Source organism: Brachybacterium sp. AG952, assembly GCF_004362645.1.
GTDB lineage: Bacteria > Actinomycetota > Actinomycetes > Actinomycetales > Dermabacteraceae > Brachybacterium > Brachybacterium conglomeratum.
Genome location: NZ_SNXV01000002.1, coordinates 165186 through 178264 on the forward strand (window position 1 = coordinate 165186; position 13079 = coordinate 178264).

Genomic DNA, 13079 nt, shown 5'->3' on the forward strand with positions numbered 1-13079 from the left:
AGCGGCGGAGGGTCATTCGGCGGACTCGTCCGCGGCGGCCTCGTCCTTCGCCGACGCCTTCTTGGCGGCCGGCTTCTTGGCGGGGGCCTTCTTGGCCGGAGCCTTCTTCGCGGCGGGCTTCTCGGCCTCCGCGTCCTCGGCGGACTCGTCGGCGGCAGCGGCCTTCTTGGCCGGAGCCTTCTTGGCCGCGGCCTTCTTCGCCGGGGCCTTCTTCGCGGCGGGCTTCTCCTCGGCGTCCTCGGCCTGCTCGGCGTCGTCGGCCTCCTCGGCCTTCAGGCCGAGGTCGAGCACGTCGCCCTTCGCGTTCTTGACGGTGACGTCGGCGAGGACCACGTCGAGCGCCTTGGAGCGCTGCACCTCGGCGAAGATCTGCTCGAGCTGGCCGGACTGGGCGAGCATCTGCAGCAGCTGGTTCGACTCGATGCCGTACTGCGCGGAGAGCTGCGTCATGTAGCTCATGAGGTCGTTCTGGTCGACGTCGACCTGGCGGGTGCCGTTGATCTCGTCGAGCACGAACTGGGCGCGGATCGCCTTCTCGGTGTCCTCGCGGATCTCCTCGCCGTGCGGGTCGCCGGCCTCCTTGCCCTCGTTCTGCAGGTGGGAGAGGATCTCGTCCTCGACCAGCTGCTCGGGCACGGGGATCTCGAGCTCCTCGAGGAGCTTCTCGAGCAGGGCGTTGCGGGCGAGCGCCACGCGGTTGCCCTCGGCGTCCTTCTCGGCCTGGACCTTCAGGTCCTCCTTGAGCTCGTCGATGGTGTCGAACTCGGAGGCCATCTCGGCGAACTCGTCGTCGGCCTCGGGCAGCTCACGCACCTTCACGGACTGAGCGGTGACCTTGACCTGCGCCTCCTCGCCCGCGCGGTCGCCGCCGGCGAGCTTCGAGACGAAGGTGGTGGACTCCTCGGCGGACAGGCCGATGAGCGCCTCGTCGAGGCCCTCGAGCATGTTGCCCTCGCCGATGCGGTAGGAGACGCCCTCGACGGACTCGATCTCCTCGTCGTCGATGGTGGCGATCATGTCGACGGAGACGAAGTCGCCGTCCTCGGCCGGGCGGTCCACGCCCACGAGGGTGCCGAAGCGCTCGCGCAGCTCGTCCAGGCGCACCTGGACGGCGTCGGCGTCGACCTCGGGCTCCTCGATCTCGACCTCGTAGGAGGCGAAGTCGGGCAGCTCGATCTCGGGGCGGACGTCCTGCTCGACGGTGAAGAGCAGGTTGCCCTCCTCGGAGCCGTCCAGGCCCGGCACCTCGGTGACCTCGACCTCGGGGCGGCCGACGGGCTTGAGCTCCGCCTCGGCCGCGGCCTGCTGGTAGAAGTCGGGCAGGGCGTCGTTGACGGCCTCCTGCATGATCGCGGGGCGGCCGAAGCGCTGCTCGACGAGCTTGGAGGGGACCTTGCCCTTGCGGAAGCCGGGGATCTGCACCTGATCGGCGATCTTCGTGGTGGCCGCCTCGACGGCGGGCTTGAGCTCGTCGAAGGGCACCTCGACGGTGAGCTTCACCCGGGTGGGGCTGAGCTTCTCGGACTCGGTCTTCACTGGTCAGGTCTCCCTGTAGATGGACATCGGATGGACGTTTCTGGTGGCGCCCCGGAGCTCGCGCGGCGGCGACCCGGCGGCGGAGTCGGGGTGACAGGATTTGAACCTGCGACTTCCCGCTCCCAAAGCGGGTGCTCTACCAAGCTGAGCTACACCCCGGAGGGCAACCCAGGGGATATTACCCGTTCCGCCCGTGCGGCGGCGGGGAGCGCCCGGGGCCCTGTGAGCAGATGCATGTCGTCCCGGCCACGCCGGATGTGCTCGGACGGCTCTGATCTGGTTCAATGGGGGCCGCATGCGGGCGTAGCTCAATGGTAGAGCCTCAGTCTTCCAAACTGATTACGCGGGTTCGATTCCCGTCGCCCGCTCCAGCATCCGGGCCGCATCCTCCCTGCTCAGGGGGATGCGGCCCGGTCTCGTCCGGGCTCGTGCCCGCCCGCTCACCGCGCCCCTGCCCGCTCCCGTCGTGCCGCCCTGCTCATCCCAGCAGCCCCTCGCGCAGCGCCCGGAGCACCGCGCTGGTGCGGTCCCGGGAGCCGGTCTTCTGCAGGATCACCGAGAGGTGGTTCTTCACGGTGCCCTCGGCGAGATGCAGCACCTCGGCGATCTCCCGGTTGCTGCAGCCCTCCGCCACGAGCCGCAGCACCTCGATCTCCCGCACGGTGAGCGCCTGGAGCGGCGCCTCCTGCACCTCGCGCTCGGCCGTCCCGTCGCGGAGGGCGCGCAGCAGCGAGTCGGTGACCGAGGGGGACATGAGCGTGCCGCCGTCGGCGAGGACGCCGACCGCATGGGCGAGCCGCGCGATGGTGACGTCCTTGAGCAGGTAGCCGCGTGCCCCCGCCCGCAGGGCGCGCAGCACCAGCTGGTCGTCGTCGAAGGTGGTCAGCACCGGCACCGGCACCGCGCTGCCCTGCTCGCGCAGCTGCTCGAGCGCCCAGATGCCGTCGTGGCGCGGCATGCGCAGGTCCATGAGCGCGACCTCGGGCGCGTGCTCCTCGATCACCGCGACCGCCTGCGCACCGTCCTCGGCCTCCGCGACCACCTCGATGCCGGCGACCTCGAGCAGGGTCCGGATCCCCTCGCGCACGAGGGCCTGGTCGTCGGCGACGATCACCCGCGTCATGAGCCCGCCAGCCGTCCGCGCACCATGAAGCCGGGCCCCGGGTCGATGGTGATCTCCCCGCCGAGCTGCTCGAAGCGCTCGCGCAGTCCCCGGAGCCCGTTCCCGAGCGCCAGCTCCCCGGCCCCGGCGCCGTCGTCGCGGGCGAGCAGCACGATGTCGCCGTCCTGGGCGCTCACCTCGATCCGCAGCCGCGTGGCCTCGGCATGGCGCAGCGTGTTGGTCACCGTCTCCTGGGCGAGGCGGATGAGTGCGATCTGCTCGCTCTCCCCGAGTCTCAGCCCGGGATCGGTCTCGATCACGACGTCCAGCCCGGGCAGCCCCTCGACCATCCCGCGCAGGGCGGCGCCGAGCTCCGTGGACCGCTCCCGCATCTCCCCCACCGTCGCGCGCACATCACCCAGCAGCTCCCGGGCCACCCGGTCGGCGCGCTCGACCTGGCGGGCGGACTCCTCGCCCTCGAGGTGGCGGGCGGCCTCGAGGCTGAGAGTGAGGACCGTGAGCTGGTGCCCGATGAGGTCGTGCAGCTCACGGGAGATCCGCAGCCGCTCCGCGGTCCGTGCCGACTGCTCCAGCAGGACGGCCGCCGCGCGCAGCTCGACGTGGGCGCGGGCGAGCTCCGTGCGCATCCGCACCTCGCGCAGCAGGGTCGCGGTGCTGAAGGCGCTCGCGACCTGGATCAGCAGATAGAACGACGAGAGGATCAGCGTCTCGATCGTGTCGCCGTGGGCGAGCTGGACCGAGGCCGCGACCACCCCCGTGTTCAGCAGGATGATCACGGCGGTGGCCGGCGCCGGGACGACGTACACGCTCGCGGCGGCCGTGAGCACCACGAGCACCTGGATCAGTCCGCCTCCGGCCGTCGAGAGGATCAGCGCCCAGGAGCACAGCACCGCGACCGCGAGCGAGGCGCGCTCCCACCACGGCCGGCCGACGACCCCCATGGCTCCGAAGCCCAGCAGGTACGCCACCAGGAGCAGGAACCACACCGGGCGGGGAAGCGCGGACTCGATCGCCCCCAGCAGCGCGGGCAGGGAGACGCCGACGGCGACCACCAGCATCACCGCCCCGGCCCAGCCCTCCGTCCTCAACCACGGCATGGCCCCAGCGTAGGGCGGCGGCTCGGGGACCGCCCGTGCCGATCGTCATGGTCCGCGGACCTCGAGCCGGTGACCGGCGGCACCGGCGCCGCGCACGGCCCCCTCCCTAGCGTCGAGGCATGGACGGACACAGCAGGCAGGACCCGGCGGTGCGGATCGTCGGGCTGCGCAAGAGCTATCGCGGGCGCCCCGCCGTGGACGGGCTCGACCTGGAGGTCGCGCGAGGAGAGACCCTCGGCGTCCTCGGCGCGAACGGCGCGGGGAAGACCACGACGGTCGAGCTGGTCGCCGGACTGCGCCGTGCGGACTCCGGACGGATCTCCGTGCTCGGCCTGGACCCGGTGCGCGACCGCGCCGCCCTGCGGCAGGTGCTCGGGGTCCAGCTCCAGGAGAGCTTCCTCCACGGCGCCCTCACCGTCGGCGAGCTCGTGGACCTGTACGGCAGCTTCTACCCCTGCCCGCGCCCCCGCGAGGAGCTGCTGGACCTGGTGGAGCTGCGCGAGCAGGCGGCGACCCGCTTCGAGCGCCTCTCCGGAGGCCAGCAGCAGCGGGTCTCGGTGGCGCTGGCGATGATCGGCCGGCCCCGCGTGCTGATCCTCGACGAGCTCACCACGGGCCTCGACCCGGCGGCGCGCAGGCGCATGTGGCGCACCCTCGAGACGCTCCGCGCCGAGGGCACGACCATCCTCCTGGTCAGCCATGCGATGGACGAGGTGGAGCGCCTGTGCGACCGGATCGTGCTGCTCCGGGCAGGACGGGAGATCGCCGCGGGCACGCCCGCAGAGGTCACCGCCGCCGCAGGCGCCGCGTCCCTCGAGGACGCCTTCGTCGACCTGACCGGGAGCACGCCCCACGCACAGGAGACCCTCCGATGACCGCCGCCCAGGACACCGCCTCCCCCGCCGCACCCGCGCCGCGCCCCCGACGACCCGGCGCGCGGGCGCTCATGATGATGGTCCGCGCCGAGGGGAGGATGGTCGCCCGCGACGTGGCGGGACTGGTCACGCCCTTCGCCCTCCCGCTGCTGATCCTGCTCACGAGCGCCGCGGGCGCGAGCCGCCAGGAGATCGTCGCCGGCCGCACCGTGCTGGACCTGTACGTGCTGCCGCTCGTGCTGGTGATGGTGCTGGCGTTCGTGGGCGTGCTGAACATGCCGAGCTTCCTGGCCTACTACCGCAAGTCCGGGATCCTGCGCCGCCTCGCGGTGACCCCGGCCTCCCCCGTGCTGGTGCTGCTCGCCCAGACGATCGTCTCGGCGGTGCAGGCGGCGCTCGGGATCCTCGTCGCCGCCGCCGTGGCGGCCCTCGCCTTCGGCGCGAATCCCCCGCTGCACCTGGGGTCGGCGCTGCTCGCCCTGGCCCTCACCGCCGCCGCGATGTACGCGACCGGGATGATCGTCGCCGCCGTCGCCCCGTCCCCGAGCGCCGGGACCGCCATCGGGCTGCTCGGCTTCCTGGGTCTCGGCGCGCTCGGCGGCATGTTCGGAGGGCGCGACTCGCTGCCGGGGCCGCTCGCCGAGATCGGCGCGCTGCTCCCCTTCGGCGCGGGGGTGGACGCGCTCGCGGCGGCATGGGCGGGCCAGCCCCTTCCCGGCCAGGCCCTGGCCGCGCTCGTCGGCGCCGTGGTGGTCGGGACGGTCGTGGCCGGGGCGCTGTTCCGCTGGGAGTGAGGCGGCACCGCGGGGCCCGGCACGGGGCGTCGCCGCCGTCGTGCCGGGCCCCGTCGGTCAGTCGCCGAGGGCGCGCGTGACGAGCTGTGCGATCCGCTCGGCGGCGGCGTCGTCCACCTCCGCGACCGCGAAGGCCGTCGGCCACATGCTGCCCTCGTCGAGGCGGGCGGCGGCGTTGAAGCCGAAGCTGGAGTAGCGCTCGTCGAACTTCGAGGACGGGGTGAAGAAGCACAGCACCTCGCCGTCGAGGGCCCAGGCGGGCATGCCGTACCAGGTGCGGGGATCGAGCTGCGGGGCGACGAGGGAGACGATCTCGTGGACGCGCTGCGCGTCGCGGCGGTCCCCTTCGGGCAGGCCGGCGATCAGCTCCTCGAGCTTCGTGCGGTCGCTCTCGCGCTTCTTCGCGCCGCGGCCCTGGGCCTTCTCGGCGCGGATCTCCTCGGCGCGGGCGCGCATCGCCTCCTTCTCGGCGGCGCTGAAGGTGCCGGGGGTGTCGTCGGCGTCTCTGCCCATGGTGGTCCTCCTGGGGTCGGGCTCGGGTCGTTCAGTCGGCGGTCTGCTGGATGCGGATGAGGTTCCCGGCGGGGTCGCGCACGGCGCAGTCGCGGATCCCGTAGTCCTGGTCGACGGGCTCCTGGACGATCTCGGCCCCGGCGGCCTCGAGCGCGGCGTAGGTCGCGTCGAGGTCGGTCGCGGCGAGGTTCGCGCCGAAGTAGGCGCCCTTGGCGATCACGGAGCGCAGCGCGGCGTGCTCCTCCGCGGTGATCCCGTTCCCCTCCAGCAGGGGGTGGAGCACGAAGGCGGTGTCGGGCTGGCCGACCGGGCCCACGGTGATCCAGCGCATCGGGCCGCCGCCGACGTCGAGGCGCACCTCGAAGCCGAGCATGTCGCGGTAGAAGGCGAGTGATGCCTCGGGGTCGGTGTGGGGCAGGAAGCTGGAGTGGATGGCGAGGGCGGGCCTGGGCGTTGTGGTCATGGGCAGAACGCTATGACGCGGAGGTGCCGGGCGCTTCTCGATTCCTGACCGGTCTGGAGACCCGTCGGGCGATGCAGGGCGGCATCCCCTCGAGCACCTCGGCGCCCTCGCCGCGGTAGGTGCTCGGCGGCACGCCCACGAGCTCCTTGAAGCGGGTGCTGAACGTGCCGAGCGAGCTGAAGCCGACGTCCAGGCAGATGTCGGTGACGCTGCGGTCGGTGCTGCGCAGCAGCGTCATCGCCCGTTCGATGCGGCGGGTCATGAGATAGGAGTAGGGCGACTCCCCGAACTCCTCCCGGAATCGGCGGCTGAGGTGGCCGGCGGAGAGATGCACCCCGGCGGCGAGCGCCTCGACGTCCAGCGGGCGGTCGTGCTCGCGGTCCATCCGGTCGCGGACCCGTCGCAGCAGCACGAGGTCGGAGGGCGTCTCCCGCGTCGCGGCGGAGGAGGGGGCGGGGCCGTCGGGCAGCGCCCGCACGCGCAGCACGGCGGTGCTGCCGTCCTCGCCGAGCACCTGGTCCACCGCCCCGAGCCGCCCGGTGGCGCGGGCGGCCGCGGCCGCGGCGCGGCACTGGCCGCGATGCAGCTCGAGGAGCAGCACGCCGCCGGGGGCGAGGTGGTCGGCCGCCCCGTCGAGCAGCGTGCACACGTGGTCGAGCCCGTCCTCCCCGCCGAGCAGCGCCAGGAGCGGCTCGTGCTCGCGCACTTCCCGGGGCATCAGGGCGAGGCTCTCCCGCGGCACGTAGGGCGGGACCGCGGCGATCACGTCGAAGCGCTCGCCCGGTGGGAGCGCCGCCCAGCCGTCGCCGTGGTGGAGGCCGGCGCCCGGCGGCAGATTCTCCCGGGCCACGGCGAGCGCCGCGGCGTCGACGTCGGCGGCGTGGACGCGCGCTCCGGGCACGCGCCGAGCCACGAGCGCGGCGACGGGCGCGGCGCCCGCGCACATCTCGAGCACCCGAGGCGCGCGCCGGGCGCGTGCCTCCCGCACCGCCTCGGCGATCAGCAGGGCCGTGCGCCGTCGCGGCACGAACACCCCGGGCGCGACCGCGAGCTGCTCCCCCATCACCTCGACCCGCCCCACCACGTGCTCGAGGAACTCCCCCGCCTCGCGCCGACGGGTCATCGCCTCGAGCTCGGCGCCGTCGCGGGCGGCCGCACACAGCACCTCGGCCTCCTCCTCGGCGAAGACGCTGCCCGCGCTGCGCAGCCGCGTCGTCGTCGTGCCCTGACCGCCCGGATCCATCCCCCCAGTGTCCTCGCCGCGGCGCGGCGTGGCCAGGGGCGCGGGCGGGCGGGCTCGGGCCGACGGGCGCGGGACGGTCGCCGTCGTCGCAGACCGACGACCCCGTCACCGTCCGGCGCGGCCCGGCGCAGTCCCCACCACGGACCCCACCACGGACGCCGGCCGCGGGACCGGGCGGATCTCACGGCGACGCTGCCCGCTCCCGTGCGGCCTGCGTGACACGATGGGGAGATGACCACGCCCCCGAGCTCCGCGCCGTTCCGCTTCCCCGTCGCCGCGCGCTACGCGGGGATGGAGTCCTCCCCGCTCAAGGACATCTTCGCCCTCGCCGCCCGCGAGGACGTGGTCTCCTTCGCCGGCGGCATCCCGGACCCGGAGCTGTTCGCGCTCGAGGAGGTCACCGCCTGCTACGACTGGGTGCTCTCCCAGCAGGGTCATCGCGCGCTGCAGTACGGGGTCAGCGAGGGCGAGCTCGAGCTGCGCGAGCAGGCCGCGCGCCGCGTCTCGCGCGACCTCCCCACCGACGCCTCGCAGATCCGCATCACGTCCGGCTCCCAGGAGGGGCTGTTCGTCGTCGCCCAGGCCCTGCTCGAGCCGGGCGACGTGGTGCTGGTGGAGTCCCCGACCTATCTCGCCGCGGTCCAGGCCTTCTCGGTGCACGGCGCGCGGATGATCGGGGTGGACACCGACGACGACGGCGTGATCCCCGAGCCGCTCGAGGAGGCGATCCGCACCCACCACCCGCGAATGGTCTACCTGATCCCCACGTTCCAGAACCCGACCGGGCGCACGATGCCGCTCGAGCGGCGCCAGGCTGTCGCCGAGGTGCTGCAGCGCACGGACGTGCCGCTGATCGAGGACGATCCCTACGGCGCCCTGAGCTTCACCGGCAGCACCTGGGCGCCGATCGCGGCGCTGCCCGGCATGGGCGAGCGGACGATCCTGCTGAACTCGATGAGCAAGCTGATGAGCCCCGGCGTGCGCATCGGCTGGATGCGCGCGGAGGGCCCGGTGCTGGACACCCTCGCCGTGGCGAAGGCCGCGATCTCGATGCAGTCCTCCGTGGTGGACCAGCTGATGGTCGCCCGCTATCTCGAGACCGTGGACCTCGACGCCCACGTCGCCCGGGTCAGCGCCGTCTACCGCGAGCGGCGCGACGCGATGTCCGCGGCGATCGCCCCGGTTCTGCCGGACGAAGCGCACGTGACCCGTCCCGAGGGCGGGATGTTCCTGTGGGCCGCGCTCGGCGAGGGCTACGACGCGCAGGAGATGCTCGCCGACGCCGTCGAGGCCGGGGTCGCCTATCTGCCCGGCTGGTCCTTCTACGCCGACCATGCGGACCGCTCCACGATGCGGCTCAGCTTCGTCACCCACTCCCCCGCCGTGATCGAGGACGCCGTCGCCCGCCTCGGCGAGGTCATCGCCGCGCACCGCGCCTGAGCCGGCGCCCGGGCCGGCACCTGGGCCGACACCCGACGGCCCGTCCTCCGACGCGCGGTGTCGCGGCGCACCGCGCCCCGGCTCGGCGGGCGCGGCGACAGGGCAGAGGCATCAGATCGGCTTCTGCCACCGCAGCGTCGAGCGGAAGCCCTCGCGCCGGTGCAGCACGGCCCCGGGCAGGATCTCCCGGGACCGCTCGCACAGCTCCTCGTGCGACCATGCCAGGTCCCGGACCGGGATGCTCGGCCCCGAAACGGGATCCCGCACGGGGCGCGGATGCTTCACGAGCCCGATCAGCGGGTTAGACAGCGCATCGCCGATGTCCCACAGCAGGCCGAGGCGCGTGCGGGGCACGGTGAGGGTGACCACGAGCAGACGCCCGCCGGGACGCAGCAGGTCGCGGGCCTGGGCGAGGGCCGGCTCGAGCTCCATGTGGTGGAGGGAGGCGATCATGGTCAGCGCGTCGTAGTGCCCTCCTGTCCCCTCGGCCCGCAGTGTCTCGGCATGCGCCGCGAGTCCGCGCCGGCGGATCGTGACGCCGTCGAGGTCACGGCACCGCTCGGCGGCGACGAGCGCCATCCGGGGGTCGGGGTCGATGCCGTCGACCTGCGCGACGCGCCCGGCGAGGGCGCGCACGAGGTCGCCGCGTCCGCAGCCGACGTCGAGGACCCGCGCCGCCCCCGGCGGCAGCGAGCGCAGCACCCAGCGGTGGAAATGGGCGTTGTGGTCCCAGGGATGGCGCGCGTTCAGGCGGTGCAGAACCCGTTCCGCCCAGCGGATCACGGGGTTCGGCGTCGTGCGGATGTCCACCTCTCGCCTCCTCTCATGCCTGCAGCTCCCGCAGGCGTCGTCGGGTCAGCAGCACGAGCAGGCCGACGAGCGCGGCCGCGGTGAGGAGCACGGCCCCGGGGCCGGAGGGGAGCACGAGCAGCAGCGCCGCGGCGCCCAGCAGCGGCACGACGACGGCGTCGGCCTGCCAGGCCAGCACGACCAGCACCGACAGGTCCCCCTGAGGGGTCGGGATCGGGGTGGCGAGCGCGAGCGGCATGGTGCCCTTCGCCGCCTCCCAGGCCCGTGCGGCGAGGACCGTGGCGGCCACGGCGACGGGCAGCATCACGGGACCGCTCCCCGCCCCGCCGCCGACGACCGCGACGAGCGTCCCGCCGAGCGCGCCGAGCGTCACCAGGAGCAGCCCGGGCGCGGCGGCGTGGAGCAGCAGCTGCGTCCCCGCGCGCTGACCGAGCAGGGGCGGGGCGCCGAGGGTGTGCACCCCGTGACGGATCCCGTCGACGAAGGCTCCCGCCCCGGTCCGCAGCGCGAGGGCGCCCAGCAGCAGCGCCGTCCAGGCCGCAGGCCCCGGCAGCAGCGGCGCCCCGCCCAGGGCGACGGCGCCGAGCAGCACCGCGAGCGCGCCGCCCGCGCACCGGTCGGGCGTGCGCAGCCAGGCGACCGCGTCCCGTCGCGCGTACAGCAGCACCGTCGGGCCCCCGCCGATCGCCCGCAGCCGGCGGCCCGCCGCGGGCAGGGCGCGGAAGGCGCCGGCCGCCCCGGCGAGGTCCGTCGCCGTCGCACTGGTGGTCGCGGCCTCCCAGCGCGTCGCCTGCGCGGCCAGCTCGGTCCCCCGCAGCCGACCGAGCAGGGCCGTGCACAGCGCGACGCCGGCCGCTCCCGCCGCGACGAGGCCCACCGCCCAGGCCGCGACCTGTCCGTCCGACGGCGCGACGCTCTGGGACCACATGCCGCGGGCGAGCTCCCGGACGGCCATCAGCGGGGGCGCCGCCGCGATCGCCGCTCCGAGCCCGACCAGGAGGATCAGGAGGCGCCGGGGCGTCGGCCGCAGCAGCTGTCCCGCGGACCAGGCACCTCCCCACAGCAGCCCCAGCCCGACCCCGGCGAGCGCCAGGAGCGCCGCCGTGCCGGGCCCCGTCCGGCCTGCCGCCATCAGCGTCGCCGCCACCAGCACGGCGGGCAGCGCGCCGGCAAGCAGCGGCAGCAGCAGCGCTCGTGCGAAGGGGCGTCGCAGCACCCGGCCGCGTGGGAGCGGGCCACCGGCCAGGGTCGCGGTGAAGAAGGGCGGGAGCAGGGCGGGGCCCCGCACCGCGCCGAGGCCGACGAGGCCCGCGGCGACGGCGAGGGACAGCGCGATCGCCGTGGGCGGCGCCCCTGCGCTCAGCAGGAGGGCGAGAACGTCCCCTCGTGCCAGCGCCCGGCCCGCCGACAGCAGCGCCGGCAGCCCGAGCACGACGGCTCCCATCGCGACGACGTAGAGCAGATAGAGCAGGTCGCCGCGGGTGCGGGCGCGGGACCGCTGCGCCCACACCTCGCGGACGGGGCCGAGGGAGGCGCTCACCACGGCTCCTCGAGCGCGAGCCGGCCGTCGGCGAGCTGCTCGACCAGGCGCGGGCTGTGGCTCGCGAGCACGATCGCGGTGCCGGCCCGGGCCCTGGCGCGCAGCGCGTCGATCACCAGATCGAGCCGGTCGGGGTCCAGGCGCTGTTCGGGCTCGTCCAGGACCAGCACGGCGCTGGGGCGGGCGAGGGCGAGTGCGAGGGAGACCAGCTGGGACTGGCCGCTGGAGAGCTCGTGGGGGAATCGGTCCGCGAGCGGGAGGATCCGCAGCTCCTCGAGGAGATCTCGGCCCAGCGCACGGGCGGCCGAGGCATCGCTCCCCCAGGTCGCCCCCACGAACTGGAGATGCTCGAGGACGGTGAGGTCCCGGGCGGTCTGCGCCGGTCCGATGAGCGCCGCGAGCGCCTCGCGGAAGACGCGGTCGCGGTCGTCGGGGCGCCTGCCCGCCACGCGCACCCGTCCGGCCGTCGGTGCGAGGAGGCCGGCGAGGACCCGCAGCAGGGTCGTCTTGCCGCTGCCGTTGGGGCCGGTGACGGCCAGGACCTCGCCTGCGGCGACGCGGCCGCTCGCCTCAAGCAGCAGCACGCTCTCCTCCCGCAGCACGCCGATCCCCTCGAAGGCCACGACCTCCGGCGAGGTCGAGGGCGGCGGGGTCGTCGAGGGAGGGACCGGCATGGCCCCATTCCACCGCATCGTCCCGCCACCCGACCCCGACGATCGTCGGCACTCCGTCGCGACTCCGGGGAGGAGCGTCCCGTCCGGAGCCGCAAGCCCGCCGCCGTCCGATCGCGGCCGTGCGATCGCGGCCGTCCGACCGGAGCGACCCGGCCCGGATGTGACCCACACGGAAACGTCAGGGCCTGGATTAATTGTCAGATCCGTGAGACCATAGTGAGGCGCTGTCGTAGGCCTCGCCACCCTGTTCCTGCAGGTCGAGCGGGGCTCGAGCCGCCCTCGTCCCCCTCATGGACCGGTCCCGCAGGGCCGGGCAGAGGTCGAGGACGGCCGCCTCGACCCCACCAGGGCCGCGGTACCGGCGGCGCACAGGTCCACCGAGGAGGAACCCCCTTGTCCGTTGCCACTGCGTCCGACTCCACCGCGTCGAAGGTCGGCAAGGTGCTCACGCACCCCGTCCACGGTCCGGTGCGCATCGTCTCGACCCTGACCCGCACCGTCCGGGGCGAGCAGCGCGAGTACGTGGACCTGGAGGTCATCGGCGACGAGATGCAGATCTCCGTGCCCGCCGACGGCAAGGACGTCGTCGGTCTGCGCCCGGTGCTCGGGACGAAGGAGATCGACGAGCTGATCGCCCAGCTCGGCGAGCCCATCGAGCCCCCGGCGAAGAAGGCGTCCTGGGCCCACCGCATCAAGTCCCTGCAGATGCAGCTCCAGTCCGGCCGTCTCACCGACCGCATCGAGGTCATCCGCTCGATCGTGCGCGACTCCGGCGGCACCCCGTCCTCCCTCGCGGAGCGGAACCTGCTCAAGCAGGCCATCGACCCGCTGGCGTCGGAGATCGCGATCGCCCGCTCCGTGCCCCGCGAGCAGGCCGCGGAGCTGTTGCAGAGCACCGCCGAGAACGCGCTGGTCGACGCCGCGGCCTGACCGCCGCTCCCGGCGCTCTCCCCGAGCCGCCGCACCGCCCC

13 protein-coding genes, 2 tRNA genes and 1 pseudogene are annotated in these 13079 nt (G+C 74.3%); 5 read left to right on the plus strand and 11 right to left on the minus strand.

Annotated elements, in window-relative coordinates; all coding sequences use genetic code 11:
* Nucleotides 1-12: 12 nt before the first annotated feature.
* Both tig and DEU31_RS06195 read right to left on the minus strand, forming a co-directional pair.
* Nucleotides 13-1536: a trigger factor gene (gene tig / locus DEU31_RS06190; protein WP_133676501.1), complete on the minus strand. Its 1524-nt coding sequence runs from the start codon at nucleotides 1534-1536 to the stop codon at nucleotides 13-15.
* Nucleotides 1537-1621: 85 nt separating this feature from the next.
* Nucleotides 1622-1695: transfer RNA gene (locus DEU31_RS06195), tRNA-Pro, on the minus strand.
* A 138-nt stretch (nucleotides 1696-1833) separates the two neighbouring features.
* Here DEU31_RS06195 and DEU31_RS06200 point away from each other — a divergent pair.
* Nucleotides 1834-1907: transfer RNA gene (locus tag DEU31_RS06200), tRNA-Gly, on the plus strand.
* A gap of 107 nt (nucleotides 1908-2014) precedes the next feature.
* Here the strand turns inward: DEU31_RS06200 and DEU31_RS06205 are convergent.
* The gene (locus DEU31_RS06205) at nucleotides 2015-2659 is read right to left on the minus strand and encodes a response regulator transcription factor (protein WP_133676502.1); all 645 of its coding nucleotides are present in this window, start codon (nucleotides 2657-2659) and stop codon (nucleotides 2015-2017) included.
* Nucleotides 2656-3756, minus strand: coding sequence for a histidine kinase (locus DEU31_RS06210; RefSeq protein WP_100199741.1), 1101 nt, complete (start codon nucleotides 3754-3756; stop codon nucleotides 2656-2658). Before DEU31_RS06210 ends, DEU31_RS06205 begins: the two co-directional genes overlap by 4 nt.
* 119 nt (nucleotides 3757-3875) lie before the next feature.
* On the opposite strand from DEU31_RS06210, the gene DEU31_RS06215 reads away from it, so the two are divergent.
* Nucleotides 3876-4631: an ABC transporter ATP-binding protein gene (locus tag DEU31_RS06215; protein ID WP_133676503.1), complete on the plus strand. Its 756-nt coding sequence runs from the start codon at nucleotides 3876-3878 to the stop codon at nucleotides 4629-4631.
* Nucleotides 4628-5425 (plus strand): ABC transporter permease, encoded by a 798-nt coding sequence (locus DEU31_RS06220; protein ID WP_133676504.1) that lies wholly within the window; start codon nucleotides 4628-4630, stop codon nucleotides 5423-5425. The genes DEU31_RS06215 and DEU31_RS06220 overlap by 4 nt, the downstream gene beginning before the upstream one ends.
* A gap of 57 nt (nucleotides 5426-5482) precedes the next feature.
* Here the strand turns inward: DEU31_RS06220 and DEU31_RS06225 are convergent, their stop codons facing one another.
* From DEU31_RS06225 to DEU31_RS17355, 4 genes and pseudogenes are all read right to left on the minus strand, one after another.
* The gene (locus DEU31_RS06225) at nucleotides 5483-5938 is read right to left on the minus strand and encodes a DUF1801 domain-containing protein (RefSeq protein ID WP_126984630.1); all 456 of its coding nucleotides are present in this window, start codon (nucleotides 5936-5938) and stop codon (nucleotides 5483-5485) included.
* Nucleotides 5939-5969: 31 nt separating this feature from the next.
* Nucleotides 5970-6401 (minus strand): VOC family protein, encoded by a 432-nt coding sequence (locus tag DEU31_RS06230; RefSeq protein ID WP_133676505.1) that lies wholly within the window; start codon nucleotides 6399-6401, stop codon nucleotides 5970-5972.
* A gap of 10 nt (nucleotides 6402-6411) precedes the next feature.
* Nucleotides 6412-6870, minus strand: coding sequence for a helix-turn-helix transcriptional regulator (locus DEU31_RS06235; protein ID WP_040367546.1), 459 nt, complete (start codon nucleotides 6868-6870; stop codon nucleotides 6412-6414).
* Between the two features lie 255 nt (nucleotides 6871-7125).
* A pseudogene (locus tag DEU31_RS17355) lies at nucleotides 7126-7644 on the minus strand (methyltransferase domain-containing protein); the annotation flags it as partial.
* Between the two features lie 231 nt (nucleotides 7645-7875).
* Between DEU31_RS17355 and DEU31_RS06245 the strand changes: the two are divergent.
* Complete coding sequence (locus DEU31_RS06245) at nucleotides 7876-9084, plus strand: PLP-dependent aminotransferase family protein (protein WP_133676506.1); 1209 nt, start codon at nucleotides 7876-7878, stop codon at nucleotides 9082-9084.
* Between the two features lie 111 nt (nucleotides 9085-9195).
* Here DEU31_RS06245 and DEU31_RS06250 read toward each other — a convergent pair whose 3' ends face one another.
* Genes DEU31_RS06250 through DEU31_RS06260 form a run of 3 tightly spaced genes read right to left on the minus strand, consistent with a single transcriptional unit; the run spans nucleotide 9196 to nucleotide 12108 of the window.
* A complete protein-coding gene (locus tag DEU31_RS06250; protein ID WP_133676507.1) occupies nucleotides 9196-9894 on the minus strand; it encodes a class I SAM-dependent methyltransferase in 699 nt (232 codons plus the stop codon).
* A gap of 13 nt (nucleotides 9895-9907) precedes the next feature.
* The gene (locus DEU31_RS06255; RefSeq protein ID WP_133676508.1) at nucleotides 9908-11434 is read right to left on the minus strand and encodes a hypothetical protein; all 1527 of its coding nucleotides are present in this window, start codon (nucleotides 11432-11434) and stop codon (nucleotides 9908-9910) included.
* Nucleotides 11431-12108 carry an ABC transporter ATP-binding protein gene (locus DEU31_RS06260; protein ID WP_133676509.1) on the minus strand — a complete coding sequence of 226 codons (678 nt, stop codon included), beginning with the start codon at nucleotides 12106-12108 and terminating at the stop codon, nucleotides 11431-11433. Before DEU31_RS06260 ends, DEU31_RS06255 begins: the two co-directional genes overlap by 4 nt.
* Before the next feature lie 393 nt (nucleotides 12109-12501).
* On the opposite strand from DEU31_RS06260, the gene DEU31_RS06265 reads away from it, so the two are divergent.
* Nucleotides 12502-13038, plus strand: a complete 537-nt coding sequence (locus DEU31_RS06265) for a CarD family transcriptional regulator (RefSeq protein ID WP_010551275.1) — start codon at nucleotides 12502-12504, stop codon at nucleotides 13036-13038.
* The last annotated feature ends 41 nt before the right edge of the window (nucleotides 13039-13079 follow it).

Coding starts and splice junctions, on each gene's coding strand:
- DEU31_RS06205 (WP_133676502.1), bottom strand. CDS start 2,659: ATGACGCGGGTGATCGTCGCCGACGACCAGGCCCTCGTGCGCGAGGGG.
- DEU31_RS06210 (WP_100199741.1), bottom strand. CDS start 3,756: ATGCCGTGGTTGAGGACGGAGGGCTGGGCCGGGGCGGTGATGCTGGTG.
- DEU31_RS06215 (WP_133676503.1), top strand. CDS start 3,876: ATGGACGGACACAGCAGGCAGGACCCGGCGGTGCGGATCGTCGGGCTG.
- DEU31_RS06220 (WP_133676504.1), top strand. CDS start 4,628: ATGACCGCCGCCCAGGACACCGCCTCCCCCGCCGCACCCGCGCCGCGC.
- DEU31_RS06225 (WP_126984630.1), bottom strand. CDS start 5,938: ATGGGCAGAGACGCCGACGACACCCCCGGCACCTTCAGCGCCGCCGAG.
- DEU31_RS06230 (WP_133676505.1), bottom strand. CDS start 6,401: ATGACCACAACGCCCAGGCCCGCCCTCGCCATCCACTCCAGCTTCCTG.
- DEU31_RS06245 (WP_133676506.1), top strand. CDS start 7,876: ATGACCACGCCCCCGAGCTCCGCGCCGTTCCGCTTCCCCGTCGCCGCG.
- DEU31_RS06260 (WP_133676509.1), bottom strand. CDS start 12,108: ATGCCGGTCCCTCCCTCGACGACCCCGCCGCCCTCGACCTCGCCGGAG.